This is a genomic window from Leuconostoc gelidum subsp. gelidum KCTC 3527, assembly GCF_000166715.1.
Lineage (GTDB): Bacteria > Bacillota > Bacilli > Lactobacillales > Lactobacillaceae > Leuconostoc > Leuconostoc gelidum.
The window spans coordinates 56,987-83,491 of record NZ_AEMI01000038.1 but is presented as its reverse complement, the minus strand read 5'-3'; the positions used below and the strand labels follow the sequence as shown (position 1 = coordinate 83,491).

The following is a 26,505-nucleotide window of genomic DNA, read 5'->3' as shown; positions in this document are numbered from 1 at the left end:
CTCCTAATAACTATTGAAATAGACTTAAATATCAAACTATCACGCTTTTGACTTCAATTTGACGATAAATTTGTACAGCTTTTCAGTCAAAATGTATATAATTGCTTTAATCTAGAAGAATCTATTAGATCTTTTGATAAATCAATAAAATAGGGCAATTGCCATTGTTGTGTTTGAAAAGCAGTCTTGTTTAATTCCTTCACCCACTCCGGATAAACCCTTAATGCCATCTTGCCTTTTGACTTCAGAGACAACAATATTTTTTTGCACCAATAACACTTTAGGAAATATAAACTGTCCTTGATTTTTAGAATCAATCACATTAATTATTAAAAAATCGGGACTACTTTCATAATCAAACGGTTGATTTTTAGCATGCTTATCTTTTCCCCAAAAAGCAACAATTCACAGGTAGATTACGTTTTAGCCATAAATTTCTGTTTATATGCCATTCCGCTTCATCAAAAAATTAGTTATTCAACACTGTTATGTCCTTGCTCAATCGTTGATATAACAACATTTTGATAGTTAATAATAATTAAATATTGGTAGCAAGTCCCAAATTTATGGCCTGATTTTTAAGTCTAAAACCACGAAACTTAATACGTAGTTAATATATTATAACAAAATAAAAAGCCTAACAGGCTTCTTGATAAGAACTTCTATACATTACAAAACTAAATTTATTGATTAACTAAACTAACTTAATATTTCTGAGGTTGAAGATCTCTCTGTATCATTCAACATATATCAAATATGATATTAAAACCAGTAACTAATAATTTAACAAGTATTCTGCTAGACTGCTGAACGCACTCTCTGTTGCGTTCAATAGTTAAATTATAGCACATACTTTAAATAATTGCCAATCTTTCTTATTCTATCGATCAGTAAACTAAATTTTAATTATACAGTAAAACGAGCCGTTGGACGAGTGATTTTTATTTCAAACATCATGCGCCACTCAACCAGGCCTAACCAATATTCGATTATACACAACTTCTGATTTTATCTGCACACGCGCTCTTTCATACCATGCTGCACTCTCACGCTTGTCTCCATACAAAAAGGTCCAACTTACGAAATTAACACAGCTACGCAAATTGAACCACTTATTTTTATGTGTTGTAAAACTGTCGTTAGATTTAACTAACTAGCGGCATTAAAATAAATTAATTTTTTAAAGTGAAATATTGTATTAACTTGAAAATTCCAATGATTAATAAAGTAATACCGAAGAACGACCATACAAGTACTCCACCCAATAATGGGCTAAATAAAAGACTTAAGCCGCCTATTATACTAATCGCTGCTGATAAGATTGACCATACTTTATTAGTGCCCATCTGATTTAAAATTGTAAGTTGAATAATTCCTTCAATTAACCATGCCATACCCGTTAATATACCAACCACTAAAATGAGCGATATAGCAGCTGCTTGCATGTCTATGAATATAAATAAACCAGCAACTATGTAGATAACAGAACTGATTAAGTGTCCTAATCTTGTGACACCATTCGCGCTATCCTTTTTAAATATAGAAAGCAATTTGAACAAACCTGCTGCGATTAAAGCAGCACCCATCATTCCTGCAACTACTCTAGCACTTCGACCAGGCAGGAATAATATAAAAGCACCGATAATTATAGAAATCAATCCATCAAAACCAATCGCTCGTCGTACTTTTACCAAAAATTCATCTGACATATTCGTTCTCCCTAATTTACTAAACTAAGTTAATTATACATCAGTACACACAAATTTACTAAATTACAAAGTCCTTAATAAAAAAGCACCCGTTAAGGATGTTAGCACCGTGGCTGTTTCCATTTTGAAAACTATCGCTATGTACGCCTCGTTTATTACCCATGTAGTCTGTGAATGCTAGACTAAAACAAGCTATCTCATCAGGGGCAATTTCATAGAACATTTAGCAGTCTAACTGTACTGTGCCTTAAAGTTTTATATGCGTCGACTCAGGGATACGGTTATCTAACGGCAAAATAAAAAACACCAATGAAGGTGTTTCTCTAATTGCTACATTACTATGTACGTCAGCCCCTGGAATATACTTCAATTTAGATAAATGAAATATGGCGATTGTAAAATCACTGGGTTGACTAATAAATTATATCACTAATCTTGCAAAAAGTAAAATTAGTGTATGGCGCAATAACCACGCCATCGTTAATTATCAGCAACACCGATATACCACCATCCAACAGACATGTTTGCAAATTCAATGTAACATTTTCAGTTATTGTTACATATGAAAATCATGTACTTCTGCAAAAGTATCAGTAAAATACAAAAAGGCAGATCACGCTTGTGCATTAATTGCCTAGATGAGTATTGAAACTTACTCCGATTCATGCCATCCAACACACCTGTCTCGAGTATCTGACAATAAGGCTATTTGATGCGATTAATTGCTGTTTTTATCTTATCAAATATTATTCGTACCTTAATTTGCTTATTTAACCAACTTTCAACTGAATTACCAAATATTTAAAATCGTGGCCTATATGACATAGTTGGTGACTTTAGGGAGCCAACATATCAGATTTTAACTTCCTTGGTTTTAGATGAAGAACGAACTTATAACGTCTTCTTTCAGTAGTTGAATAGCTTCTTTTACACTCATGTTTTCCTTCTTAGTATTATTTGTTGTAATAATATTTGTAAGTTTTACTTTCCAACTACTCTATGAAGTACTATAATCACAGAGTAAACACATCCCAATAAACCATTTTATAACATATTCTTTCGTCAAAATTGGTAATGTTTTACCTGTTCTTTATTTGCGTAATTAACTTACATGATTAAATACAATACTATCTAAAACACTTTTCAATAATTTATTACTGTATGTGATACTTCTCTTGTTTGACATAAGAGAAACGCTAATCGACAGGATAAGAGAAGTTTCAAAAAAACGTGGTTTATCATTAACTGGTGTTGCTATTAGGGCTATTATTGGTGAAAAATCAATATATTCATGAACTACCAGGGAACCTACTGTCGCGACATTGCAGAAAGTAGCTAGTGCACACTTATTTGGTACGGCAAGTTTGGCTGAAACATTCAAAACTATTTTTAATTATTTAGTATTATGTGCTGAACAACCACATAAAAAGGTTTGAGGAGATTTTAGGGATGAGCACATTATTTGGTTTTATTTTTTTCTTTTCATTTTTAGCTAGTATCGGCATTGCAATTTATTGGTTTATTGCTAGATTAAAGCATAAGCCCTTTCCAATGTTTAAGAAGGCTATCATTGGTTCACTTGTCATATTAACTGTTAGTTTAATGGGTGGCGTCGCTACCGCAAATAACGCCACCAAAGATAGTAAACCGACCTCAAGTGCTTCGAAAAAAAGCGAGTCGTCAAAAAAATCTGCTAGCGAATCAAGTGAAAAAGCTAGTATAGCTAATTCTAAGGCGATTTCAAGTTCGAACGCTGCTGAAAGTTCAAAAGCAAAACAAGCAAGTATTGAATCATCTGAAAAGGCTAGTTCTGAGTCATCAGTAAAAGCTAGTTCGGACGCTGCTGAAAAATCAAGTCAGGAAACTGTCAGAGTGTCACAGGCTGCTTCGATATCCGAAGCGCAATCACTATCGAATTCAGAAAAAGCATCAAATGATAATGCTGTTGCAACTACCGCTTCTCAAAATAACACAACAGACACAACAGACACAACACAAGTATACACAGGCACTAGTCAACAAATTATCGGTAATGCAAAGTCTCACATTTATCATGTTCCTGGTCAAGCCGGATACCATATGAACTCAGCAAATGCTATATATTTTGGTAGTGAAGCTGAAGCTCAGGCAAATGGCTATAGAAGAGCTCAACGATAACATGCCCTCTCGGGTGTACATAGACGAAAGGATGTGAGAGAAATGAATTATTTTTTAAAGTACAGCTTGTTTCATATCAAATTAATATTTTTGATTATATATGGTAGTTTCGCACTATTAGCAATCATTGCCATATGTTACCTGCTTTGGTCAACTCATCGCAAATAAAAAAAATTAACCTTTGAAACGTTAAGTGGGCTAAATCGCGTAAACGCACGGGGCCGTTCTAACTAACGAGAACAGATGTAAAACCCCTTTCTAGATTCACATCAATTTTAATCGTGTTTTTTGATGACATAAAACTATGTAACCCTTGTCGCTCTAAAAGTGAGCCTTAATTTTATAGATAGGTTGCCCTTTAGCCATAAACTTCTATTCATATTTCGTTTCAGCGAAAAATTAGTTATTTAACACTTTTATGTATTGCTCAATTGTTGATTTATCAAGCTTTTTGAATGTTAACAACAACTGAATATTAATAGCAAGTCCCCAAAATGTCCCCAATTTATCGATTGATTTTAACAAATAAAAACCACGTATTAAGTTACGTGGTTTTTATTTGTTCAGATTAAGAGTTCATTGTGTTTATTATTTTAGAGGCAAATATTAATGAATAAAGAACAAACAATACGTGTGATTTTAAGAATAATGCCACCGCGTACGATTAACAAGAATACTGGAATAGATATTTACTTAATTAATGCGCATCAGAAATATGGTGAACCTATTGGTTAGTTAACCGAAAAACAGCAAGCTGCATTGGATAAATGGTGTGATTCGCTCAAATAAAAAACTAAATGTCTTTAGGTGAATTTAAAAAAGTCATATAGCTTGGGCGTAATATAGTTAATATTGTCTCATTAATTTGAAAAGTTTGATTAAAAGAAGCACTAATAACACACAAATACTTGTGTAGGATCATCAATCCTGGTATCCTTATACATAAGTTAAAGCAATGGAGAATAACATACCATGGTTAAAAATATAATTGATTTATTTAGTGGTGCAGGTGGCTTAACTGAAGGATTTAGAAGCAAAGATTTTAAAGTTATAGGACACGTAGAAAAGGAAGCAGCTGCCAGTCAAACACTGAGATTACGTGATGCATATTACTATTTAAAGGATCACAATAAAATAGATCAATATTATCAATTTTTATCTGCTGAGATTACAGAGACAGAACTTTTCACCCATATTCCGTCAAATATACTCAATAAAACCATAAATGAGGCTATTGGTGATGAAACACTTCAAGATATTTTTGAGCAGTTCGACTTGTCTATCAATGGTGAGCATATATCTGGTGTTATAGGCGGTCCACCTTGCCAAGCATATTCAACAATTGGCCGTGCACAAAATGCACCTAAAAAAGCCAATGATGAGAGAATTTATCTATACCGATACTACATTCAATTTTTGCAACATTATCATCCCGAATTTTTCGTGTTTGAAAATGTTAAAGGCTTGCTTAGCTTCAAAGATATAGATGGTAACTATTTACTCAAACGTCAAAATGGGGTGCTCATCGGTCGTATGTATGAAGACTTCCGTGCAGCGGGATACGAATTAGACTATCGCATAGTTAATACTAGTGAATATGGTGTCCCTCAAGCGCGCGAACGAATAATCATATTCGGTACACCAAAAGAAAAAAGTGAAATTATTCAATCTTTTTTTAGTGAACTTGAAAAGCTAAAAGAGGCCCCAGTTACGCTTAAAGAAGCGTTAAGTGACTTACCTTCTCTAAAATCTGGGCAAGAAGTTAACAACTATGCAAGCTCTCCATCACAATATACACGGCGATATTTCCGTAAAGATGATAAATTACCATTAACGCAAAACTTAGCACGCCCCAATATTGAACGTGATCTAAAAATTTATCAACTAGTTCTACAATCTAAAATTAAAGGACATAACATGAGATATAATGAATTACCTGAAAATTTGAGAACACATAAAAATGTTGATAAATTTTTAGATAGATACAAAGCACTCTCATGGGACAAACCCTCACACACTATCGTAGCGCATATTGCCAAAGATGGGCACCACTACATTCACCCTGATGTTAATCAAAATCGCTCAATCACCGTTCGTGAAGCTGCAAGGATACAAGGCTTTCCAGATGACTTTTACTTTGAGCCATCTAGAACTCAAGCATTTACTCAAATTGGAAATGCAGTTCCACCTATACTAAGTCATAAGATTGCCAATTTAATCATAAAAATATATTAACCTCATATACTACTTTTACTACTTTCTAGAACTTTCAGGTAAGCGCTTGATAATTCGAGAAAGTTTTTTTGATCATCAGCTAACCCTAAAATTTCCATTGGATTAGTAGCATCTTGTGGTTTATGTGCTCCTGTGTGAGATCTTTGAAGTTTATTTTTAAAATATTCTCCTGTATTACTTCGATTTGCTGGATCTTCAAATTTTCTCCAAAAGTTTTTTTTAACATTCGTATTAGTGTATCCTAAGGTCTCTGCAATTTGTTTTTTCAAGTCTTCATTACCAAATATCAAATCCAATAGAATTTTTATGTCGTTAAAGTTTCCTGTCAGATGGGGTACCATCTTAATGACTTTTCCTGATGCGTTATTGACAGACTTATTTAGTTCATCTATTTGGGCGTCAATAATTACACGCATTGATCCAGTAACAACATAGTCATATTTTCTAGTAATCCAAATATCATTCAATTGACTCATAAAAATTCTTAAGAAGTTCTGATCGCTTGAAGGTTCAAGCTTAAAGTGATCACCGTGCTCGTCTAATGGAAATAATCCTGGTCTACTACTATCCCTTTGTTTGGGCATAATAATAATATCAAATGCACCTGATAACGTATGAATTTTATCTTTAACAACAATATTTTTTGTGCTTGGCAATGATTGCCCTCTTAAATATTCATCTTGATTTTCTTTTCCGTCAATAATAAAGCTTAAATCTCTTCTACAAAACTTTTTTCCGTCACAAGTCATAGACTTATCTAAATCAATATTCGAAAACATGTCATATGAGTGATTTAACTTGATATACTCCGTTGATTTTTTTAAAACTATTGATCCACCTATTTCGTATTCGTTATTGTTGTTCTCATTGTTTTGTCTAACTTTTGAATTAATAATTGAATCTGTAGTTGGATTTGTAGTTAAATCTGTAGTTGGATTTGTAGTTAAATCTGTAGTTAAATCTGTAGTTGGATTTGTAGTTAAATCTGTAGTTAAATTTGTAATCTTGTCTTGTAATGTCCATAATCCGGCTTTAACTTGCTGTCTCTCGATGTTTATTTTTTTTATGCAAAACTCAATAAATATTTTAAATATTCGATAAGCCTTTGTACTAGTTTTCAAACTTTCTCTATTTGATTTTTCCACCAAATACTTCTCAGATTCCGGTGATAAAATTATAGTTCCTAATGTTCGGCTGTTTGATATTTTTGAACTATCATTACGTGACTCATACTCAAGTCCAAGCCAGTCGCTTAATCCATACCCAAATAACTTCGTACCTTTTCTATAAATATTAATACCACCTGCATAACTTAATAACCTATTTTGGATATCCATTTTATTAAACTGTTTAGCCAGAGCATATGGTGTTTTTGTATTTTGCGGTTCGTAGAAGTGATATACATCAAAACTAACATCACCAATTCTTTGAAAAAGATCTTTATTGCTTAATACGTATTCGTTTATTTCTTTCACAGATGTATCAGAAATATCTTTCTTTTTGTCCCATAAATGTACTGCAGCTGTGTGCTTCACAGATAGCATTTTGGCATCTAAAACAAAGTTTGAGTGTAAGGTAGCATACTTAGTCCCATCAGCTACCGGTATATAATTTTGTGTCGACTTTTTCTGATCGGTAGGTAGGATGGTAAAGTTTATATCATTTTCATCTTTAAATAAATTTTGCAGATCTTTCTGTATTTTATCCTTATCTAAATATTCTACAATTATATTTGTAATTCTAATAATTGTTTGCTGCTTTTTATTGTCTTCCACTTGACTGACATTTAGAGTCACACTATTAAAATCTTCATCATTTGCTAATTCTTTTTTGTCCAACTTGAATATACTTTTTTTAAAATTATTTGTTGTTTCAACTGAAATAGTATCTCCTAAGGCAAACATTGTTAATCTGCCAATTCCCTTACCACCTAATGAATTAATATCACTTGATTTGGTAGTAGTACCCACCGTAAGCCAAGTATCAACCACATCATTAAAATCAGTTCCTTTCCCATCATCCTGAATTAATATTTCTTGATCGAAATGACTAATATCAATTGTTACATTTTTTGCGCCCGCATCTTTGGCATTTTTTAATTGTTCTGCAAAAACTATCGAATAATCTTCTGTTAAATCTCTTCCCAAAGCTTCAGTTATAGCATTAGAATTAACTTTAAGTGGCATATATTTATTCATTGTTTCGTTCCCCATTCTCTACTTAATTATACGGTACTATAGATTGAAAAAATATACCACTATAAAAATCCAAAATATAATTATTTACTTCATAAAAACACCTACATAAGTCAATTATATGATTGAACTAAATTTTAAACATAAAGACATACACAAAAAAGCTCAACCAGAAATTAATCCAGTTGGGTGTTTTTAGTGCGTTCAAAATTAAAGTTCGTTGAATATTGACCATTCATAATAAACAACACAAAGCCATCTATTTTAATTAACAGGTGGTTTGTCTATTTAATTTGTAAATCTTGTTCCAAAACACAATAGCATTGTCATACCAAAATGCCACACGATAAGCGTCATTAGAATTTGATTTATGCAATTCAAACGCCTTACCATCAATCTTACCCCATGTTGCTTTTGTGCCCTTATCAAACGCTGTACCATATGCAGAAGTGCTTGCCTTTGTTGTTAGGCAAATGTTATCGCCATCTTTTAATTTAGGTTGTGCCATAGGTTTTTCCTCCAAACCGTTAATTGAGTCTTCCTCTAATTGATCATAACAAATACTTCACTTCGCCAAAAATGCAATAGGATCTACTACATGGTCTGAACCACGTCCGGTACGCGAAGCAAAGTTGTGCGTCTTGATCTCGATAACGTCGTTGTCATCGAGATCATAATTTGCTCCTGCTTCGTCTGCTAATTTACGAGTCAACCACATATAAGCGCCGTATGACTTGTTGAAATCTTCTTGAGAAGTGACACGTTCGCCAAATTCAATTGCTGCATATGTTTCCCAGTTTATTGTTTGGTAATAACCGTCTGGATCTTCAATAATGCCACGCATTGATTCATCGACTGGATCAAACGCATCTTCTAACTCTAATTGATAGGCTTCTTCCACCCATAATCAGCATAAATTACCCGTTTCAACCGATATAGATGTGATAGATAATGGTTTATCGGCACCAAAAAACAGTATCTTTTGCCCTGTTGGTTTATACGTTATTTCAGGTAGTGAGCTGTTGAATTGAAAAAGGCTGCCAACGCCCATGCGATTAGCAACCTTTTGCAATAATGTAAATGTTGATTGTCTGTTAGTGTTGGCATATCGCCTCAACACCAACCAATTAACGTATGACTTCGTGAGTATATCGTAGATGACCTTTGTTGCTTCTGCTTCGCTTTTACCACTTCCACGGCTACCCTTATAGACAATGTAGCGCTTCTTACTGTTAAAAAGTGGCGCGTATGCTTTACTAACCATTTCTGGTAAATTCCACTCAATTTCAGACATTACATGTCCTCCTCGAACGGTTTAACATTGATAGTTATCTCACCGCTACCACCATTCAATAACTCGACTTTCTTTTCAGCCATATCAGCTTCAGCAGTTAACTTACGTATTTGTTGATCAACGAGTTTATCATTACCGGGATAGCGTTTAAGTATCTCTTTCACAGCTCTAATTCTAGTCTTGATATCAGCTTCTTTCTCGACTGTTTCAACTCCTACAGGGGTGCTCACAACGACAGTTTCCATTAACTCACCTCTAGCAATACCAGTAAGCAATTCTACTGCCTCTTTGGCGCTCATAATCCGGTTAGAATCAATCTGTTTCATGCGCTGTTCTATGTACGATTTTATACCGACATTTACCGACATTTACCGACATTTCTGCTGAACGAGCTTTAGCATAAGCCTCACTATAACCAGCTTCAATAGCAGACCGCGTAGCATTTCCGGTCTTGATATACTCATCAGCAAACTTCTTCTGTTTCGGTGTTAATTTCATGTCATTGTGCCACCTTCTTTCAATGTTTTAGTGCAAAATAAAAAGCGCTTATGCGCTTAATCTCCTCTTTTGGCATTTTCCCATTCTATTTTTAAATACTCACTACTGTCTTTTACTGTTTTCTGTAATAGTTGGCGGATTTTTGGGGTCTTTTCTGTTGTTTTTATATCCCGACTTTTCAAGCATTCATATATTTCCTTAATATTATCTAATAAAAGCTTGTTAGAATCATTGTCTGGTACATAAAGTAAAATTTCATTATAATTTCGTTTAAATCTAGTTCCAATACCACCTATATCTCCTAACAAAAAGTTTTTCGATCCTTTGTGTTCCATGTGGTCGATGATATTATCACAATCAGATAAATATTGAGCCACTAAATTTCTAACTGTTTTCATCCAATCGATTCTGCTTTTTGACCTGATATCTCCTCTAAATCTGCGCCTACCATCATACAAATTATATATAAGTCCAGCAATTGCAATGATTCCAGTCAAACCAATCCAGTTCATTTTATTTTTATCAGTGACAAATAAGAAACTACCTACAAACAATAATGAATTTAAGTTAACGAGCCACCAAACAAAAATAACCATTGCCAATATAGCTGATATAATACCTGCGATTTTTTTCAATTCTCCAACCTCCAATAGCAATAATTATACTACTAGAAATTTACTATTTCAGTTAAAATTTAAAATGATAGCGAGCAGCTTTTTGTTTCCAATCTGTATTATTCAACAATCCTGATTTATTTAGATCAATTATAATATTGGCAGCTCTTACAAGTCCGATACGATGCCTACGTTGAATTGCATTAACCGTTTTAATAAAATCCATATCTGTTTTTAAATCACCAGCATTGATCATTTGTATAGTTTGTTCGATTAAATCATCTTTTTCCATATTCATCTCCTCAACATAACTTGTTCCAAAACTCTCGATGTAATGTATTAGTTTAATTAAAAAACGTTCCAAAACATCTTCAATAGCGTTGAAAACAATACTAATAAATTTAAACACGTTTATCTCCTTAACCACATCATGTGTTTACCGTAACCAAATTAGGATCTTGGTTAATGTCATCAAAAGAATATCCTAATTTAACAGCCTCATTAATAACATCAATAACTGTATATGGTAAATGATCTGCTAGTTCTAGCGCTGAATATATGTGGTCTTCTTCTACCATTTTGACTAAATATTTCGATGACAGCTCATCCATTTTTTCTCCTTAATTTAGCACAAAATAAAAAGCGCTTATGCGCTTAATCTAATTGTGGTAATAATTCTTCGGCCTCAATTGCTTTACTAGCAATCATATCAGCAATTTTTTCACCGTCTTCATCCAACTTGTTCATATTGAGATTTATAGACTTTTTACTGCGGTATACCTTACCAGTATGTATCTTGACATACGCTTTAACCTTAATATCATTATCGCTTTTAGTAAATCCGTGCGCCTCAAGAATGTCTTCAATATAAGCAACTTGTGACCCTCTTTCCATTTTTTGATATGGTTGTAGAGCACAGTCTATTCTGTCGGTAATTAGAGGCATATATATTTTTTCCATTTTGTGAAAAGCAACATATCCAAATTCCTTTGGTATCACAGGAGTGTTTCCAATATTTGTAAGCGCTATAATATGATTTATTCTGAGATATTTATCAGCAGAAACTTGTTTATAGGTCGCCAATATATCAACTACCATTTTGCTCCGAAAAGACATTCTGGTTGATATTAAACCGATAGTAGTAACAGATCCACTTATCCAGCTGGCTACACCGGCATGTTCATTCAGCCATTTTATTATATTTAGTACCATCTCCAACCTCCAATAACAATAATTATACTACTAGAGAGACGTGAGTTGGATTAGAGTTTTGTTCAATGAAACGTTATTTTATCAGCTTATTGATTATAAAACTTGCTACAAATACTGTAATTAAAATTACAAAGAACGATATCATCATCTCAAGATTTAACCAATCTGTGATTAGCAATATGACACCTGCAGATATGCCAGTATACAACCCGACCTTGTGTTGCCTTTTCATGTCTAAATACCTCCGATATAACTATTATACTGCTAGAGAGCTGACACTTTAGTTAAGACTCAATTAAAATCTCCTCAACCACATCATGTGCCCACTATAATCAATCTGCCTGTTCTCTAATACTTCAGACTTAATCTGCACACGCGCTCTTGCATGCCTTGCTACGTTCTCGTGCTTAATATTATTTGCATGTTGCCTATTTATATCTGTTGCATCGCGTGTGTGTCTATTGCGTTGCTTTTGCTTGTTTGCTTCATTCATGATTTACTCCACACAAAAGGTCCAACCTACGCATCTGCTTTAGATTCGCAAATTGGACCGTATATTTTTATGTACTAAAAAAACGTCGTTAAATTTAGTCAACTGATGCTTTTTACTTAAACCTTGATTTATATATTATTTTTAATCAAGTCATTGAATATATCGCGCTTTTCCCCATTAGATATATTATCAAACGAAACTGTTTGAAGCCAAGACACTAGTTCTTTAATCTTAATATCGCTGGCATTCACAAACACAAAGTATCCGGTAAGGTACATAATATGTTGCATCTTAGTAACATAATCCTGTAGACTATTATCGAATATAAAGTCCAAAGCTAATTGTAATCCAGATAGGGTCGTTTCACTGATACTGTCTAGTTCTTGCTTATTTAACTTAATCAACATATTTTCCTTGGTATCCGAAGGAATTGGTGCATAGTTTTTATTGTGCGTGCCATTCCTTTGGTTCTTTTCGAATGCGGGATTCAAACTTGCTATTGGGTATGAAACATTCGAAGAAAACGGTGAAAATAATTCTTCGAACCCATATTCAGAAACCAAACTTTTATAAGGGTTAATAAACTGAGTATACATATCAAAATCGTGAACTTTAAATTTAGAGAGCGCTAATTCGATCATAGTCACCCTACTTCCAGCGTTGTTTAGCACTTCAAACCATTCTATTTGTTCATTCTCGGTCATATTTCCTGCAATATGAACAGTATAACTATAACTCAATAACTTCGTTCTAACACTAATAGCTATTGGGAAAAGTTGATTAGCTTCATTCGAACCTAAGTTATTGTAAATATATTCCTGCAAAACACTTTGTTCTTTATTGAGTAGTATTCCAACAGGTATCTGATTTTCACGTAAACGACCACTAATTTTTTTAAATCTTGCTTGGGTAAAGTCCAAAATGACATTCTGAAAACTTTCATCATTTGAGTATGCTTTGTAATTAGTGGTTAACCTTTGTTGACCGTCAACTACTGACATCTTTCCCTCATTGCTACCATCATCAATTAATTCACGTGTTACAAAAGATAGTTGAGGAACTTCATCATTAGAGCCGATTGAATTTAACGACAGCGGTGCTACAGGAGCTTTACCGAACAACTGATAGTTAAACAGTGCTACGACTTTGTCTTCATTCCAACTGAGTCCTCGTTGATACATAGGAATGGTTAATTTTCCATCCTCAATAAGCTCACTCAATTCAGAAATTGTCATTGTCTGACTTTTTTTAGTTGGATTTAAATTACTAGCTGCTTGAAGTTTACTATTATTAATTTTCATATAATTTTCCTTTTTTGTTTATAAATTTATGTTTTAATTATAACACAAAAAAATAGCAGCTTCAATTTTTTAAGCAAATAAACCTCAAAATCGCATTTATTATAATGGCTGCTACTTAAAAATAATTTTTTCAATATTATTATCAATGATAAACCTCATGATTGACGAGCCTACTTTATTATTAGCAGCTAACCATATATTATCGTTTTACAACTTCAACATATTTAGGGTATTTCATTCTCAATTGATTTGATTAATGCATAAATTGCACACATCACTATGTACTAGCAAGTTATAAGTATGCTAAATTAAACAATGTATGTATTTATGCTCTCCTACCACGAGTGAAACGGCTTATTGATTCATCACATAGTAGGTGACGCAATGCCAGGCATTGGAATCGAACCAATCTATCACAGTTCATGACACTGTGCACGCTACCAACTTTCACCTCGCATTAATGATAGATATTCCAACCTATCTATTTAACCCAAACACCACTTGTTCCTGCAAGATGTGCTCTTCGTAATTCTTCGATAATACCAATATAGCATCTTAATACTGACACGCGTGCGACATCAATGTGACATTTTCAGCTACTGGTAAATATGAAAATCATGCACCTCTTCAAAAGTATCGGCAAAATACAAAAAAGCTAGATCGCGCTTGCGCATTAATTGTCTAGATGAATATTGAAACTTACTCCCCATATCTAACCAGTTCATTCCATCAACATATCTTGTCTCAAGCATCTGACGGTAGGGATATTTGATGAAACTAATTGCAGTTTTTATCTTATCAAACAATATACGTGCCTCGATTTGCTTATTCAACCGAGTTTCAACTGAATTACCAAATGTTTCTGACCGTGGCATATCTGACATAGTTGGTGACTTTAAACCACCCATATCTTCATGAGCTATTCTGGCAATCCGTTCCACCTCCACCTCGAAAAACTGACGGACATTGCTAATCGTTGCTGCTTCATTTATATCAGGTAGTAACTGCATTTTTCGTCTGGCTTCTTAATATTATGTACGACGGATAACCGTCATTTGTGTCGCCTTATCGCTCTACCAGTTCATATTAATTACAATATGTCTTAAACATCGCTATGTAATTACATAGCGATGTTTACTGATCTATCGATACTGTCATCTGACCTATTAGAATACTTATTAGTCCAATAAATATTACACTGAAAACAAACCGCATCACAATATCTTATTCTATAGCCGTGCAAAAATTGACAGAAACTAAAAACATGCAATCGCATAGAATTATAGCTATCACAGAACAGTTTTCGAAATTACTACACGACAATTCTGACTACCTCCCTTTATATTCTCACTATTACAACAGACAATTTAGCAGACGGTTAAAAGATATTCTAGATGCTCTTGACATACCACACCTTAGATTTCACGATTTAAGGCACTCTCACGCTAGTTTTCTACTATACAACGATGTTTCTTCTATTGATTATGTTTCCAAACGCTTAGATCATAAGAATACGCGTATAACATTAGACATGTATGCTCATATGTTAAAAGAATACATGTTAAAAGAAAAAGAGACAGAACAAAGCACAATGGCTTTAAAGCTTTTATCGTCAAGTCGCCAAATGTCCCCAGAAAGCAAAAACAACGCCTAAATTAGACGTTGTTTTTTGTTCATAAAATATTCTATGACCCTTATGGCTCTAGAAGTGAGCCTTTATCTTATAAATTGGTTGCCCTTTAGCCATAAACTTCTGTTCATATTCCGTTTCTATATTACCTAAAACTTTTTCATCATCTTGATGTAAATCTAAAGAATAGTCATTCGTTGACCATCGCATACCATAATTCACGAAACTGACCATCGAGTATTCGAATAAATGACGGTTATCAGTTTTAAATTCTACTTCGCCTTTTTCAGGTAAAATAGCCTCATATGACTTTAAAAAAGATTTGTAAGTTAATCGACGTGATTCGTGACGAGCTTTCGGCCACGGGTCAGAAAAATTAAGATATAATTTGGCAACTTCAGCCTTTTCAAAGTACGTTTCCACGCCATTACCATTACCATAAATATAGCGCAAGTTCGGCAGTTTCCCAACTTGTTCAAAACTTTTACGCGCAGCAATAGCTATTGCTGTCTCTTGAATCTCCATACCAATATAATTTATTTCTGGATGTGCCAGTGCCATACCAAGAATAAATTGTCCTTTTCCAGAACCAATTTCAACATGAATTGGGTTTTTTTGGTCAAATAGCATTTGCCATTTGCCAATCTGTTCTGTCGCCTGTTTTTGATCAATGACAATATCAGAATGTTCTGTTAACCAAGCAGATGCCCAGGGTTTTGCTCTAAGATGCATATTATTTCTCTACGCGTGGCAGTTAACACCGACCTAATTGCCACACGTTTACTTTCTGTTATTTATTTTATTTTTTTAGGAATATATAGCTTGTTTAAGAAAATGCCAATAGTACACATAACAATTGTGACGACAATTGCGGTCAACCATCCATGTGACAAACTAACCATTGCCAATAGAATTGTCGTCATAAACATCACTTGTTTCGCAAGTTGCTGAAACGACTTTTGTTTCGCTTTTTCATCTATTGGTAACAACTGCGTCCATAATTTTTGTTTAGTGTTTGAATAAATTGGTATCATTTGAAAAATGATGAGATACATTGTCATTGCAGCAATTGTTGCAATGAGCCAAATAGGTGCACCCATCAAGGCATACATAACAACAGCGCCAACCAATTCTAACCGCACTAGTAATGGTAACACTTCAGTATCTCGTATTAAACGTATGAGATACAAACGATACATGACTGGGTGATGTTTTGTCAATTTTCGAATCACAAAATCAAGATATTGTCGACGTTTAATAGTTCTTTGTTGATTAGGTACTTCGGCAAAAGTTGCATAAAAATGTAACACATGCTGTTCATGTCCTATTGCTTGTGGCAATATTTTTGACCAATCCAACGCTAATTGTCCAGCCTTTTTGTCATTGATATAAAAAAAGAAGCCGCATGCATATGCTACAATAACCCACAAACAAGCAATTATCCAAGTAAAGTCTGATGGCAACTGCAAAATAAGTGTCATTATTGTTCCAGGCACAATGCCATTAAACAACACATACTTAATTCGGTTGTGGCCTTTCAAAATGTTAACACATGATTTCAAAAACAGACTATCGCGCAATAATAGCAACAATAACAATTTATAACTCAATGTAAATAATAATAAGGTGCCTACACGCCAGAATGAAAAAACATGGGTTTGCCATAATACAGGCACCAATAAAATCATAAACGTTATTTGCCACACTGAAGCAAACACTGCACTAACCCCAATACTGCGCTTCATGTAACTTTTTGCAATAAGGTAATCGTTACTCAATAAGTAAAGACGATCTGCTGGTTTGAAATAAGTTACTAGTGTTCCCATTTGTAACCCAATAATTAACCACAACACATCAAATAATTGCCACCATGATGATTGCCAAATTAATGTAAACTGTGGTGACGAAATTAATTGTTGATAGCCTAAAATACTAGCGCCAAAAGCAATCAAAAGAAAGACAACAAAATGGTCGTTAAAGAGCAATTTTAAATATTTAATATTAATATTTTGTGCACGAACAAAGCGCTGCATAAATAAGTCGTTAATTTTCATCATTTGTATTCTCATGCATTAAGTCAAAAAAATCATCTAGGTTATTCAATGTCAAACCATGTGCATTTGCCAGTGCTAAAGGTGTCCCAATAAATTGAACAGTGCCTTCATGCAGTACAACGAACTTATCAACAAATTTTGCAGCAGAAGCCAACAAATGTGTTGTCATTAGCACGCTATTGCCTTTTTCTGCCTGCTCTCGTATCAAGTGGACAACGTCCTTTTGCGCTAATGTATCCAACCCTAAGAATGGTTCATCGACAATTAATAATGGTGCATCTAACATGAAAGCAGCTACTAACATGACCTTTTGACGCATACCTTTTGAAAAATGTATAGGTAACCAATGTAATTTATCTTCCAGACGAAATAACTTGAGTAATTCAAAGGCACGTGACCATGTCACACTATTATCGATCATATGAGCTGACAACATTAAATGTAAATGTTCCTCCAAAGTCAATTCATCGTACAAAATTGGTTGCTCCGGAATGTAAGCGATTTGAGACTTAAAAGCTGTCGGTGCTTGCGATAAATAAACATCATTTAACATAATTGTTCCTTGCTGCGGGTGTAGTTCACCAATGATATGATTAATAGTCGTCGATTTCCCTGCACCATTTAAACCGATCAAGGCAACAATTTCACCATCATCAACTTCAAATGATATATTTTTCAAAACTGAGTTACCGACATAACCGCCGGATATTTTTTTTATTTTTAATCCCATACAATCTATTATAACAGGCATAATGTGTTATTTGGTATAATGAAAGTAACAAAAAAGAAATGAGGTTAGCACATGACTATTTTTGATAAAATTATTGCCGGCGAAATACCCTGTTACAAGGTCTATGAAGATGACGACGTATTGGCATTTTTGGACATTTCACAAGTGACACCTGGACATACACTTGTTGTACCCAAAAAACACGTTGATGATATTTTTGGCTATGACGAAACCACAGCTCAAAAAGTACTCTTAAAGTTACCTATGATTGCTCGCGCCATCAAAAACAGCAATCCTAAAATCAGTGGTATTAACATACAGTCTAATAATGGCCCCTCAGCAGGCCAAACCGTTATATACTCTCATTGGCATCTCATACCTCGTTATGACGATGACGGTCTTACTTCTACCCTCGCGCCAACGATTGATCATAGTGCAGACTTTTCTGCAGAAAAATATCAAGCGATTGCTAACGCCATTTCGGCACAATTTAGAAAGGACTAACATGAAATTTTTTGATGATTTCAAACGATTAATCGCACAACTTAAAACAATTGCCACATTAACAAAAAAATTACAATCACAACAACAAACTTTGTCTGAACAGTTAATACATGCACAAACTGTTCGTGATGATATTCAAATTGATATCGAGAAAATGAATTTTAAGAACAAACCACATTTAGACCGCATTCAGAAAACAACTGATCACCTTAATACTGAACTATCAAAGTTTAAAGCGTAATATTTTTTTTTGTGGTAAACTATTCAAATACTAATCAGAAAAGGGAAACACAATATGCGTAAATTTATTTGGGGTCTACTCGCTGTGATATTTATCGGAGGCCTTGTCTTTTTGAGTTTAAACTCATCAAAAACATTGATGACTTCCGACTCGGGAAAAATTACAGAAAAACAATTTATCAATGATGTTAAAAAATCATCAGCTGGCCAACAAGAATTTGCTAACATGACGATTAACAAAGTGCTTGATAATCAATATGGTGGCAACGTTTCAAAGGCAGACATTCAAAATGCTTATGATACACAAAAAGCACAATATGGTGATTCATTTAAAAGTGTATTAGCATCAAACAATGCAACTGAAGATCAGTTCAAAACGAACATCAAAAATAATTTAGTCATGAATGCTGCCATCAAAGCGAACTATAAAGTGACAGATAAGCAAATTAATCAGGCCTATAAAGACTATCATCAAAATATCACTATCTCCATGATAACTGCTAAAGATGACAATTCTGCTAAACAAGCCATTGAGGCATTGAAATCAGGTGATAGCTGGAATACGGTTTATAAAAAATACACAACTGAAAAAACATATGCCAAACAGAATGGTCAACTACCATCATTTGACTCAACAAGCACAAGTGTCGATTCAGCTGTTCAAGAAGCTGCATTTAAATTGAGCAAGCCAAATGACTATTCAGATTCTCCTATTACCGGTTCAAACGGCGGATTTTATGTCGTTCAATTAAATAAGACAACTACTAAGCCTAGTTTAAACAATGTCCGTAGTAAGTTATCAGACAAAATTGTCTCAACATTCTTAAACGATCAAAAAAACACAACCAAAATTCAAACTATCATTGGTAAGATTTTACGCAAGGAAAACGTCAATGTCAAAGATTCTCAACTCAAAAATGCTTTAAATAGTTACATGACCGCAGGCATTTCGTCATCTAAGTAACTCAAAAATACGTTACGACTTTTGGAAGTCGTAACGTATTTTTTATTTTTATTCTGAAATTTTGTAGAATTTCCTATTATCAAGCCCAAAAATACGATCTGAAAATGTTTTTACCTCTGTTTTATTAAGAGCTGCGGTCATCATTTGAATACCTGCATCTAATTCATCTAACTGGTGTAAAACTTCTGCTTCCATAACAGCAGGACGGACTGGTGAACCATATTCTAGTATGCCGTGATGCGCCAGAACAACATGACGTATTAAAATCATTTCTTCAGACTGAAGATCAAAGTGAAGTTCATTTGCAGCTAAAACAATTTGCTCATCAATTAATGTAATATGTCCTATTAAATCACCAGCAAGTGTATATTGTGTTGCTATTGGTCCAGACAATTCAATTGTTTTGCCTAAGTCATGCAACAAGGCGCCGGTTATCAATAAATCGCTATTTAGTTGTGGGTATTGCGCCACAACACTTCTAGCTAATTTAACAATAGACAATGAGTGGAACGCTAATCCCCCGGCAAAAGCATGATGATTTGACTTTGCTGCAGGAAAACGTAAAAATTGATCATGATACAACGAAAAAATCTTACGTACTAACCGATTCCAAGTTGGATTGGTTATCATTAAAATAAAATCACTTAATTCATCATTCATTTCACCTTCTTTAAGTGGCGCATGAATCATAAAATCTGTCGGATTATTTGGTTCACCAGTTTCTGACAAACGTAAATTTGTAATTTGCACCTGTGGTTTATCTTGATATGCACCACGTACACCTTGTAATTTGACTATTTGCCCCGGTATTAATGACTTTATTTGGTCGTCTGTTGCATCCCAAAGATTCCCAGGTAAATCACCTGAACGATCAGAAAAAAGTAAATTCAAATAGGTTTTTCCAGTTTTTGTCAGACGAATATCAGCGCTTTTGATTAACGCGAAGGAATCAATATGCTCTGTATCTATATATTCTGTTAATAATTTAGCCATACGCTACCTCTTTTTACAAGTTTATCACATTAATTTTCGTCGTATGTGAAAATGACGTGGTAAAATAAAAAATTTGCTGTTTCTTAGCAATTTCTTGCAAAATATCAATCATCGTCTGTCTTCGTATCGAGTCAAAATTAACAAAACCGTCATCAATCAATATTGGTACGGTTATAATGTCTGCTATAACACTACTTAAAGCCAGCCGTAGCGCAACATATAATTGTTCTTGTGCTCCTGTTGATAATTCAATCACACGATATTTTTGACCTGATCGGCCAATAAGATTCAAATCGTCTTTAACAAATTGAATAGCTACATACTTACCACTAGTAAGACGTTTAAAGTAATCTGTAGCGATATGTTGCATTTTTGGAAAACGATTTTGTGTTGCTAATTGTAAAGCCTGATCAATCCACTTAACAACCATTTTTTCTGCTATGTAATCTCCAAATTGATCAATCAAGTTCGTCTGTTCATCAGCCAAATTTTGTTGTAAAGTCAAAAATTGATCGTCACTGATTCGTTGTTTCTGCTGCGCCTGCATATCTGATAATTGTGCCTGTAAATTTAATCCAGTGCGTTGTTTCTGTTCTAATTTATTTTTCAATAATACTATTTGTTGACTTAATTCTTTTTCATCGCTCACTTCTTGTAATTTATTCATCGTTTCAGGTTCAATTTGTTGCATTATATCATCATACCGCTGTTTATTTCGGATATGATCAACATAATTTTGTTTTAAAGTTAGTAATTCTTGCTCATTTAGCACATGATATTTTTGCAGCATATTTTGCTGATCTGATAATTGCTGTGCCAACTGTTCCTGATGTTGTTTAATCTCTGTTAAAATTTGTTGATTTTTTTGCGCAATCATTACAGCGTTATTTTGTGCCTGCATGTGTTGTTGATCATTAATATGCATAAGTTCTATAATCACAGCCTCAAAGACATCATCATTTAATTGTACTTGAAAATGATCAGCAATTGGCAATAACTGTGCCATGATTTTGTTTTGTTTCTCCAAAATATCTGCATCTAACGCCACGAGTTGATGTTGCCAATCAGAGAATTGCTTAATATTTGACTGAACCAGCTCGATATCTGCAAGGGACATCATATTATAACGTTTTTGTATCTTATTGAGCAATTTACGACGTGAGTGGAAAAGATAACAACCATATGCAATTATTAATAATGCCACGACAACAAGTGGTTTAACAGTAAAAAAAGCTACGATACCAATAAAAATACCAACCAATATCGTGATTATACTTTTGCTTTTATTAATCAATATTTTTTGTTCCGTACTCGACAATAACTCTGGTACTTTTTTATTCAAAAAACGGTCGCTTAGACGCTTTTCATCTGCCATAATTGAAGATTTTTGGTTGATTAACTCCTGTAAATGGCGTTCAGCAATCTGAATTTTCGCCAATTCTGAGGTTGCATCGTACTTTTCGACAATATCTATTGTTTGCGGCGTTCTTTCAATTAATGTATTCAACTCACTTATTTTATTTTGATGCATATCAATACCGATTTTTAACCGTTGAAGTGAGGCTATATCAGCATCTGCGACCGGTGGCACAGATGCTGTAATTTTTGTTTTCAATAACTGAGCTGATTGATATAGTTGGTATTGTTGCATCACAGTTTGACTAGTTTGAACACGACGCGTTAGTTTGCGAACTTCTTCATAATTTTGAGATATAATTTGCGTTTGTCTTACAATATTTTCTTTCTCAGAGGCATAGGCTATCATTTCTTCATTCTTAGCTAGTAATAAATGGCTATTTTCTTTATATTGTTTGGCAGCAATATTCAAAGGCCGTTTTCCTGTTGCTCGCTGTGCAAATTGCTTATCGGCGTGTTTTTCAAGATCAGCAGTGATTTCAAGCCATCCTGAACTACCAACAGCCCCAATATTTAACAACAATTTTTGTAAATCTATTGCTTTTAACTGTGATATTTTTGATAAATCTTGCTGACTAAAATTAAAAATGCTGTTAAACATATCTCGATTTAGCGGTGCTAATTGATCTGTTAACCATTTTTCTGGATCTACAATAGTTAACTGATTAGATAAATATGTTATTGTCAACTCTGATTTTATTCGACCAAGACGCGTTATTTTAACAATAGTATTATTAAAATCAGCAATGAGACTGCCACCGTAATGACTACCATCCTTTGGATCATAAACATTTATATTACTCTTTTTAGATGGAAAACCAAATAAAATACCAATAATAAATGCACGTAATGTTGATTTACCAGACTCATTTTGACCAGCTATTACTTGCAAGTCGTTGACAAAATCAAATTTTTTTTGTGACCAGCGTCCAAAGCCACTAATTTCTACTTGTTTTATTCTCATTATTTATCATACCTTTCGAGACTGTATTAATTGTTGCATCTTATTTTGCAAACTGTTTTTCCCTTCTTGACCCATAAAGTAGTCACGAACAAAGGTTGGCGCTTGATTAGAGATATAGTCTGATATTACAAAATTAGAGAAAAGTTTTTCAAACGATTCTAGCCAATATTTTTGATCAATATTATCTTCAGTAAGTAATGTCAATAATTCATGAGTGATTGTTAAATTTACTATCCATAAATCTCTCGGTACTTTTTCACGTAGTTTCTCCAAGGTCGTACCACTTTCTAAACGTTGGATAACGTTCTCATCTAAATCTGCTGTAATTTTGACCGATAAAAAAGTTGTTTTAGTATATTTATAATTTAATACTTGATTAATTAAATCAAGTTCATCACTCACTTCCGACAAAATTAATTCTTCCCATATAATTGGCGAAATAACATGAAATTCCGGTATCAATACATGATTTTTACTCGTCACTAAATAGTAGCCTTTCTCGCCAATTTCTTTACGATTAAGGCCTTGCAATACACCGGAGTAACCGATAAATGGCTGATTATTCAACGTTTGCCGCATGTGAATATGTCCTAGAGCCCAATAGTCATAATTTTTTTTCAACATGTCACCCACGCTAAATGGCGCATAAGGATCACCATCTATGCCAACGGCACCATGATATAACCCAATTTGATAGTCTACTGACTGTATCTTTACCGGAAAATCATTAATTATTTTTTGTGTCTGACGTTGTGTTTGATAACTAAATCCAGTCAAAGCAATTTTTTCACCTGTTTTAAGCGTTAAATATTTTGTTTCAACACTTTGTTCAAATACATACACATTTTCTGGCCATGAGAGATGATTTTGTTTATTAGCTTCAAAATCATGATTACCAAAACTTAAATAAACTGGTATCCCGGCACTATTTAAACGTTCGAACTGCTGACTAACAGTCTCTTGAATTTGAGGACTATTTTGAGTTGCGTTGTATAAGTCACCTGGGATAACCAAAAAATCAATATTTTCAGTAATAGATGAACTAATTAAACTTTTAAACGCCGTTAACGTCGATTGTTGAACAACTTTTTTAAGCCGACTAGGTAATGTTTGGTCTAATCCAATGAATGGGTTGCCCAGATGAATATCTGCTGCATGAATAAATTTCATAGTAACCTTTCTTGAACATATGTTCGCTAATTATATTATACTGAATGTCCGATGGTTTCTCAACTTGTGAAACCCCTTACATTTGTGGTATAATGTCATTAGTTTATTGAGGAGACAAAAAATGGCAATATATAAGATTTTATTTGGTACCTATACGAAACGTATTTCACAGGGTATTTACGAAGCTGAATTGGATACTGAATCGCAGCAATTACAAAATCCAACATTGATCACCGAGTTAACAAATCCAACTTACTTAGCATTGTCCAAGGCAAACAAGGTTTACGCCGTTGAGAATCGTGATGGTCAGGGCGGTATTGTTACACTGGATAACTCAGTCCGGCCAATTGCGGAAATTGACTCACAACTAAGTGAAGGATCAGCACCAGCTTATATTGGTGTTGATGAAGAACGACAATTAGTTTTTGCCGGTTATTACCATCGCGGAACAGTCGAGTCATATAGCATTCAGCCTGATGGTAATTTAACGCTTGTTGACACTTGGGAAAATAGCGGTTCAGGTCCTCGCCCTGAACAAGGCTCATCACATATTCATTTTGCTAACCTTACACCGGATAAGCGTCTTGTTGCCATTGATCTTGGTACAGATGAAATTATCACTTTTGATGTTAACGACAATGGTACTTTAATGGAAGTTTCTCGATTCCATACGGAAGAAGGATTTGGCCCACGTCACATACGATTTTCAACAGATGGACAGTACGCTTACTTACTCGGTGAACTATCTAGTTTATTGAGTGTTCTTAAATACAACAAAGATGACGGTTCGTTCGAACATGTTATGACTGCATCAACTATTCCCAGTGATTGGACAGAGCATAATGGTTCAGCTGCCTTACGTTTAAGTGATGATGGTAAATTTATTTATGCTTCAAATCGAGGCCATAACTCTGTTGCCGTCTTCAAAATTGGTAACGAAGGTTCAGAAATTGAACGAATTCAGTTAATCAGCACCGAGGGTGAATTCCCACGAGATATGAATTGGGATATTAACCAAAATTTCCTGGTGGTAGCCAACCAAGATACTGATAATGTGTCGTTGTACACACGTGACAGTCAGTCCGGTGAACTATCTCTACTACAAAAAGACTTCACTATCCCTGAAGGTGTTCGTGTTGTATTTGAATACTAATCAAAAAAGCGCTTAATTAAGCGCTTTTTTGATTTTCAGAATCCAAAGTTTTCTTTATATACCCTGACAATTTCATTGGCAATAATTTGATGTCCTTCCTTATTCGGATGCAAGCCATCAGGCATATATTTTTGACGAAATGTTTTTTTATTAGGATCAAATAATGTCTGACGCATTAGATTAACAAAAGGTAATTTTAAATCGTCACATGCTTTTTTCTGTGCTGCCATATAGTCATGTAAAGAATACCCTAAAGTATTTTCTGTTCTATCGGTACGCCTCACAACATTGCCCCACATAGGTGTTTGGAAAGTCGTTGAGACAATTATAATTTTGGCCATGGCATTCAAATGACGCAATTGAGAAACAGTTTGATAAAAAGCGCCAATATAGGATTGTTTTGCAGTATCACCCTTTTTACCAATTGGCACGTTAGCTAACCAATCATCGTCAGTGCCTTGTAAAATATACAAATCACACCGATCCAAACATTGAGATTGTTGAAAAATACTTTTTCGACCATTATCGGATAAATGCGCCCCTGAATATGCTAAGTTTTGAACTACGCCTCCCGTTATTTTTTGAAGGTATTGACCATAATTCATGCTAGATTTCAATCCAAAAGACACACTATCACCAATAATTCCTACTGTTTGCACGCTTTCTAGTTCACTATTCTGTAAATAATTATTATTGTCTTCATTTAATTTTGATTTATTTTTGAAATTAAAAAGTTTTTTTATTAACATTTTTTGTTCTTCCATTAAAAATTTTATTTATCAACAACTCTTAATATATTGTTGACATTTTGAAGCTATACCTAAAATTTATAATAACATACACTACAGGAAATCTTAACTCACTAATTTGTAAGTTTTTTTTCATTTATATACAACACAATAAATCAATATTATACAATCTTGAGAAAAATAAAGCAAGCTACTAAGTAGCTTGCTTTATTTTAGATGAATTTATAGAA

At 34.0% G+C, this 26,505-nt stretch carries 29 protein-coding genes and 1 pseudogene; 8 read left to right on the top strand and 22 right to left on the bottom strand.

All coding sequences use genetic code 11. The annotated features are described in order from the left end of the window. Positions 1 to 86: 86 nt before the first annotated feature. Positions 87 to 405, bottom strand: a pseudogene (locus EUI_RS10445) (MepB family protein). A gap of 767 nt (positions 406 to 1,172) precedes the next feature. Further along, positions 1,173 to 1,709 (bottom strand): HdeD family acid-resistance protein, encoded by a 537-nt coding sequence (locus EUI_RS0109540; RefSeq protein WP_010687949.1) that lies wholly within the window; start codon positions 1,707 to 1,709, stop codon positions 1,173 to 1,175. Positions 1,710 to 3,158: 1,449 nt separating this feature from the next. Here EUI_RS0109540 and EUI_RS0109535 point away from each other — a divergent pair. From EUI_RS0109535 to EUI_RS0109525, 3 genes are all read left to right on the top strand, one after another. Further along, positions 3,159 to 3,866: a sunset domain-containing protein gene (locus EUI_RS0109535; protein ID WP_010687948.1), complete on the top strand. Its 708-nt coding sequence runs from the start codon at positions 3,159 to 3,161 to the stop codon at positions 3,864 to 3,866. Between the two features lie 609 nt (positions 3,867 to 4,475). Beyond that, complete coding sequence (locus EUI_RS10925; RefSeq protein WP_010687947.1) at positions 4,476 to 4,601, top strand: hypothetical protein; 126 nt, start codon at positions 4,476 to 4,478, stop codon at positions 4,599 to 4,601. A gap of 237 nt (positions 4,602 to 4,838) precedes the next feature. Next, positions 4,839 to 6,101 carry a DNA cytosine methyltransferase gene (locus EUI_RS0109525; RefSeq protein ID WP_010687946.1) on the top strand — a complete coding sequence of 421 codons (1,263 nt, stop codon included), beginning with the start codon at positions 4,839 to 4,841 and terminating at the stop codon, positions 6,099 to 6,101. A gap of 2 nt (positions 6,102 to 6,103) precedes the next feature. On the opposite strand, the gene EUI_RS0109520 is transcribed toward EUI_RS0109525, so the two are convergent. The 13 genes from EUI_RS0109520 to EUI_RS0109460 all read right to left on the bottom strand — a co-directional run bounded on the left by EUI_RS0109520 (position 6,104) and on the right by EUI_RS0109460 (position 14,718). Next, positions 6,104 to 8,299: an ATP-binding protein gene (locus tag EUI_RS0109520; RefSeq protein WP_010687945.1), complete on the bottom strand. Its 2,196-nt coding sequence runs from the start codon at positions 8,297 to 8,299 to the stop codon at positions 6,104 to 6,106. Between the two features lie 265 nt (positions 8,300 to 8,564). Continuing rightward, positions 8,565 to 8,804 (bottom strand): hypothetical protein, encoded by a 240-nt coding sequence (locus EUI_RS0109515; protein ID WP_010687944.1) that lies wholly within the window; start codon positions 8,802 to 8,804, stop codon positions 8,565 to 8,567. A gap of 57 nt (positions 8,805 to 8,861) precedes the next feature. Then, a complete protein-coding gene (locus EUI_RS10850) occupies positions 8,862 to 9,197 on the bottom strand; it encodes a hypothetical protein (protein WP_224154519.1) in 336 nt (111 codons plus the stop codon). A gap of 6 nt (positions 9,198 to 9,203) precedes the next feature. Next, positions 9,204 to 9,590: a phage terminase large subunit gene (locus EUI_RS10845; RefSeq protein WP_224154520.1), complete on the bottom strand. Its 387-nt coding sequence runs from the start codon at positions 9,588 to 9,590 to the stop codon at positions 9,204 to 9,206. Next, complete coding sequence (locus tag EUI_RS0109505) at positions 9,590 to 9,916, bottom strand: terminase small subunit (RefSeq protein ID WP_010687943.1); 327 nt, start codon at positions 9,914 to 9,916, stop codon at positions 9,590 to 9,592. Before EUI_RS0109505 ends, EUI_RS10845 begins: the two co-directional genes overlap by 1 nt. Next, on the bottom strand, positions 9,903 to 10,088 hold the full coding sequence (locus EUI_RS10920; RefSeq protein WP_010687942.1) for a terminase small subunit: 186 nt from the start codon (positions 10,086 to 10,088) through the stop codon (positions 9,903 to 9,905). Before EUI_RS10920 ends, EUI_RS0109505 begins: the two co-directional genes overlap by 14 nt. A 56-nt stretch (positions 10,089 to 10,144) precedes the next feature. Next, positions 10,145 to 10,723 carry a hypothetical protein gene (locus EUI_RS0109495; protein WP_010687941.1) on the bottom strand — a complete coding sequence of 193 codons (579 nt, stop codon included), beginning with the start codon at positions 10,721 to 10,723 and terminating at the stop codon, positions 10,145 to 10,147. 52 nt (positions 10,724 to 10,775) lie between these two features. Next, positions 10,776 to 10,994: a hypothetical protein gene (locus tag EUI_RS0109490; protein ID WP_141557735.1), complete on the bottom strand. Its 219-nt coding sequence runs from the start codon at positions 10,992 to 10,994 to the stop codon at positions 10,776 to 10,778. Between the two features lie 136 nt (positions 10,995 to 11,130). Further along, on the bottom strand, positions 11,131 to 11,313 hold the full coding sequence (locus EUI_RS0109485) for a hypothetical protein (protein WP_010687939.1): 183 nt from the start codon (positions 11,311 to 11,313) through the stop codon (positions 11,131 to 11,133). Positions 11,314 to 11,356: 43 nt separating this feature from the next. After that, the gene (locus tag EUI_RS0109480; RefSeq protein WP_010687938.1) at positions 11,357 to 11,914 is read right to left on the bottom strand and encodes a hypothetical protein; all 558 of its coding nucleotides are present in this window, start codon (positions 11,912 to 11,914) and stop codon (positions 11,357 to 11,359) included. 295 nt (positions 11,915 to 12,209) lie between these two features. Continuing rightward, the gene (locus tag EUI_RS0109470) at positions 12,210 to 12,407 is read right to left on the bottom strand and encodes a hypothetical protein (protein ID WP_010687936.1); all 198 of its coding nucleotides are present in this window, start codon (positions 12,405 to 12,407) and stop codon (positions 12,210 to 12,212) included. A gap of 128 nt (positions 12,408 to 12,535) precedes the next feature. Beyond that, on the bottom strand, positions 12,536 to 13,708 hold the full coding sequence (locus EUI_RS10250; protein WP_010687935.1) for a DUF262 domain-containing protein: 1,173 nt from the start codon (positions 13,706 to 13,708) through the stop codon (positions 12,536 to 12,538). A gap of 596 nt (positions 13,709 to 14,304) precedes the next feature. Further along, entirely contained in the window at positions 14,305 to 14,718 is a 414-nt protein-coding gene (locus tag EUI_RS0109460) for an ArpU family phage packaging/lysis transcriptional regulator (RefSeq protein WP_010687934.1), read from the bottom strand. Positions 14,719 to 14,873: 155 nt separating this feature from the next. Here EUI_RS0109460 and EUI_RS10435 point away from each other — a divergent pair, with 155 nt between their 5' ends. Further along, positions 14,874 to 15,362, top strand: coding sequence for a tyrosine-type recombinase/integrase (locus EUI_RS10435; RefSeq protein ID WP_331773681.1), 489 nt, complete (start codon positions 14,874 to 14,876; stop codon positions 15,360 to 15,362). Positions 15,363 to 15,410: 48 nt separating this feature from the next. Here the strand turns inward: EUI_RS10435 and trmB are convergent, their stop codons facing one another. The 3 genes from trmB to EUI_RS0109445 all read right to left on the bottom strand — a co-directional run bounded on the left by trmB (position 15,411) and on the right by EUI_RS0109445 (position 18,122). Next, positions 15,411 to 16,070 carry a tRNA (guanosine(46)-N7)-methyltransferase TrmB gene (gene trmB, locus EUI_RS0109455; RefSeq protein ID WP_010687932.1) on the bottom strand — a complete coding sequence of 220 codons (660 nt, stop codon included), beginning with the start codon at positions 16,068 to 16,070 and terminating at the stop codon, positions 15,411 to 15,413. 62 nt (positions 16,071 to 16,132) lie between these two features. Then, positions 16,133 to 17,395, bottom strand: a complete 1,263-nt coding sequence (locus tag EUI_RS0109450; protein ID WP_224145659.1) for an ABC transporter permease — start codon at positions 17,393 to 17,395, stop codon at positions 16,133 to 16,135. Next, entirely contained in the window at positions 17,382 to 18,122 is a 741-nt protein-coding gene (locus EUI_RS0109445) for an ABC transporter ATP-binding protein (RefSeq protein ID WP_010687930.1), read from the bottom strand. The genes EUI_RS0109450 and EUI_RS0109445 overlap by 14 nt, the downstream gene beginning before the upstream one ends. 72 nt (positions 18,123 to 18,194) lie before the next feature. Between EUI_RS0109445 and EUI_RS0109440 the strand changes: the two genes are divergently transcribed. The 3 genes from EUI_RS0109440 to EUI_RS0109430 are packed head-to-tail and all read left to right on the top strand — an operon-like array spanning position 18,195 to position 19,830. Further along, a complete protein-coding gene (locus EUI_RS0109440; protein WP_010687929.1) occupies positions 18,195 to 18,626 on the top strand; it encodes an HIT family protein in 432 nt (143 codons plus the stop codon). 1 nt (position 18,627) lies between these two features. Next, positions 18,628 to 18,867, top strand: coding sequence for a hypothetical protein (locus EUI_RS0109435; protein ID WP_010687928.1), 240 nt, complete (start codon positions 18,628 to 18,630; stop codon positions 18,865 to 18,867). Positions 18,868 to 18,921: 54 nt separating this feature from the next. Then, positions 18,922 to 19,830, top strand: coding sequence for a peptidyl-prolyl cis-trans isomerase (locus EUI_RS0109430; RefSeq protein WP_010687927.1), 909 nt, complete (start codon positions 18,922 to 18,924; stop codon positions 19,828 to 19,830). Positions 19,831 to 19,878: 48 nt separating this feature from the next. Here the strand turns inward: EUI_RS0109430 and EUI_RS0109425 are convergent, their stop codons facing one another. From EUI_RS0109425 to EUI_RS0109415, 3 genes are read right to left on the bottom strand one after another with little or no spacing between them, the layout of a single operon-like run. Next, positions 19,879 to 20,823: a 3'-5' exoribonuclease YhaM family protein gene (locus tag EUI_RS0109425; protein WP_010687926.1), complete on the bottom strand. Its 945-nt coding sequence runs from the start codon at positions 20,821 to 20,823 to the stop codon at positions 19,879 to 19,881. Between the two features lie 13 nt (positions 20,824 to 20,836). Further along, positions 20,837 to 23,203, bottom strand: a complete 2,367-nt coding sequence (locus tag EUI_RS0109420; RefSeq protein WP_010687925.1) for an ATP-binding protein — start codon at positions 23,201 to 23,203, stop codon at positions 20,837 to 20,839. A 6-nt stretch (positions 23,204 to 23,209) separates the two neighbouring features. Further along, positions 23,210 to 24,373, bottom strand: a complete 1,164-nt coding sequence (locus EUI_RS0109415) for a metallophosphoesterase family protein (RefSeq protein ID WP_010687924.1) — start codon at positions 24,371 to 24,373, stop codon at positions 23,210 to 23,212. 121 nt (positions 24,374 to 24,494) lie between these two features. Between EUI_RS0109415 and EUI_RS0109410 the strand changes: the two genes are divergently transcribed. Beyond that, entirely contained in the window at positions 24,495 to 25,526 is a 1,032-nt protein-coding gene (locus EUI_RS0109410) for a lactonase family protein (protein ID WP_010687923.1), read from the top strand. A 35-nt stretch (positions 25,527 to 25,561) separates the two neighbouring features. Here the strand turns inward: EUI_RS0109410 and EUI_RS0109405 are convergent, their stop codons facing one another. Continuing rightward, positions 25,562 to 26,275 (bottom strand): SGNH/GDSL hydrolase family protein, encoded by a 714-nt coding sequence (locus EUI_RS0109405; RefSeq protein WP_010687922.1) that lies wholly within the window; start codon positions 26,273 to 26,275, stop codon positions 25,562 to 25,564. Positions 26,276 to 26,505 lie beyond the last annotated feature (230 nt).

Excerpts from the sequence above, each read along its gene's own strand:
- EUI_RS0109540 (WP_010687949.1), bottom strand. The coding sequence starts at position 1,709 with ATGTCAGATGAATTTTTGGTAAAAGTACGACGAGCGATTGGTTTTGAT.
- EUI_RS0109535 (WP_010687948.1), top strand. The coding sequence starts at position 3,159 with ATGAGCACATTATTTGGTTTTATTTTTTTCTTTTCATTTTTAGCTAGT.
- EUI_RS10925 (WP_010687947.1), top strand. The coding sequence starts at position 4,476 with ATGAATAAAGAACAAACAATACGTGTGATTTTAAGAATAATGCCACCG.
- EUI_RS0109525 (WP_010687946.1), top strand. The coding sequence starts at position 4,839 with ATGGTTAAAAATATAATTGATTTATTTAGTGGTGCAGGTGGCTTAACT.
- EUI_RS0109520 (WP_010687945.1), bottom strand. The coding sequence starts at position 8,299 with ATGAATAAATATATGCCACTTAAAGTTAATTCTAATGCTATAACTGAA.
- EUI_RS0109515 (WP_010687944.1), bottom strand. The coding sequence starts at position 8,804 with ATGGCACAACCTAAATTAAAAGATGGCGATAACATTTGCCTAACAACA.
- EUI_RS10845 (WP_224154520.1), bottom strand. The coding sequence starts at position 9,590 with ATGTCTGAAATTGAGTGGAATTTACCAGAAATGGTTAGTAAAGCATAC.
- EUI_RS0109505 (WP_010687943.1), bottom strand. The coding sequence starts at position 9,916 with ATGAAACAGATTGATTCTAACCGGATTATGAGCGCCAAAGAGGCAGTA.
- EUI_RS10920 (WP_010687942.1), bottom strand. The coding sequence starts at position 10,088 with ATGAAATTAACACCGAAACAGAAGAAGTTTGCTGATGAGTATATCAAG.
- EUI_RS0109490 (WP_141557735.1), bottom strand. The coding sequence starts at position 10,994 with ATGGAAAAAGATGATTTAATCGAACAAACTATACAAATGATCAATGCT.
- EUI_RS0109485 (WP_010687939.1), bottom strand. The coding sequence starts at position 11,313 with ATGGATGAGCTGTCATCGAAATATTTAGTCAAAATGGTAGAAGAAGAC.
- EUI_RS0109480 (WP_010687938.1), bottom strand. The coding sequence starts at position 11,914 with ATGGTACTAAATATAATAAAATGGCTGAATGAACATGCCGGTGTAGCC.
- EUI_RS0109470 (WP_010687936.1), bottom strand. The coding sequence starts at position 12,407 with ATGAATGAAGCAAACAAGCAAAAGCAACGCAATAGACACACACGCGAT.
- EUI_RS10250 (WP_010687935.1), bottom strand. The coding sequence starts at position 13,708 with ATGAAAATTAATAATAGTAAACTTCAAGCAGCTAGTAATTTAAATCCA.
- EUI_RS0109460 (WP_010687934.1), bottom strand. The coding sequence starts at position 14,718 with ATGCAGTTACTACCTGATATAAATGAAGCAGCAACGATTAGCAATGTC.
- trmB (WP_010687932.1), bottom strand. The coding sequence starts at position 16,070 with ATGCATCTTAGAGCAAAACCCTGGGCATCTGCTTGGTTAACAGAACAT.
- EUI_RS0109450 (WP_224145659.1), bottom strand. The coding sequence starts at position 17,395 with ATGATGAAAATTAACGACTTATTTATGCAGCGCTTTGTTCGTGCACAA.
- EUI_RS0109445 (WP_010687930.1), bottom strand. The coding sequence starts at position 18,122 with ATGGGATTAAAAATAAAAAAAATATCCGGCGGTTATGTCGGTAACTCA.
- EUI_RS0109440 (WP_010687929.1), top strand. The coding sequence starts at position 18,195 with ATGACTATTTTTGATAAAATTATTGCCGGCGAAATACCCTGTTACAAG.
- EUI_RS0109435 (WP_010687928.1), top strand. The coding sequence starts at position 18,628 with ATGAAATTTTTTGATGATTTCAAACGATTAATCGCACAACTTAAAACA.
- EUI_RS0109430 (WP_010687927.1), top strand. The coding sequence starts at position 18,922 with ATGCGTAAATTTATTTGGGGTCTACTCGCTGTGATATTTATCGGAGGC.
- EUI_RS0109425 (WP_010687926.1), bottom strand. The coding sequence starts at position 20,823 with ATGGCTAAATTATTAACAGAATATATAGATACAGAGCATATTGATTCC.
- EUI_RS0109420 (WP_010687925.1), bottom strand. The coding sequence starts at position 23,203 with ATGAGAATAAAACAAGTAGAAATTAGTGGCTTTGGACGCTGGTCACAA.
- EUI_RS0109415 (WP_010687924.1), bottom strand. The coding sequence starts at position 24,373 with ATGAAATTTATTCATGCAGCAGATATTCATCTGGGCAACCCATTCATT.
- EUI_RS0109410 (WP_010687923.1), top strand. The coding sequence starts at position 24,495 with ATGGCAATATATAAGATTTTATTTGGTACCTATACGAAACGTATTTCA.
- EUI_RS0109405 (WP_010687922.1), bottom strand. The coding sequence starts at position 26,275 with ATGTTAATAAAAAAACTTTTTAATTTCAAAAATAAATCAAAATTAAAT.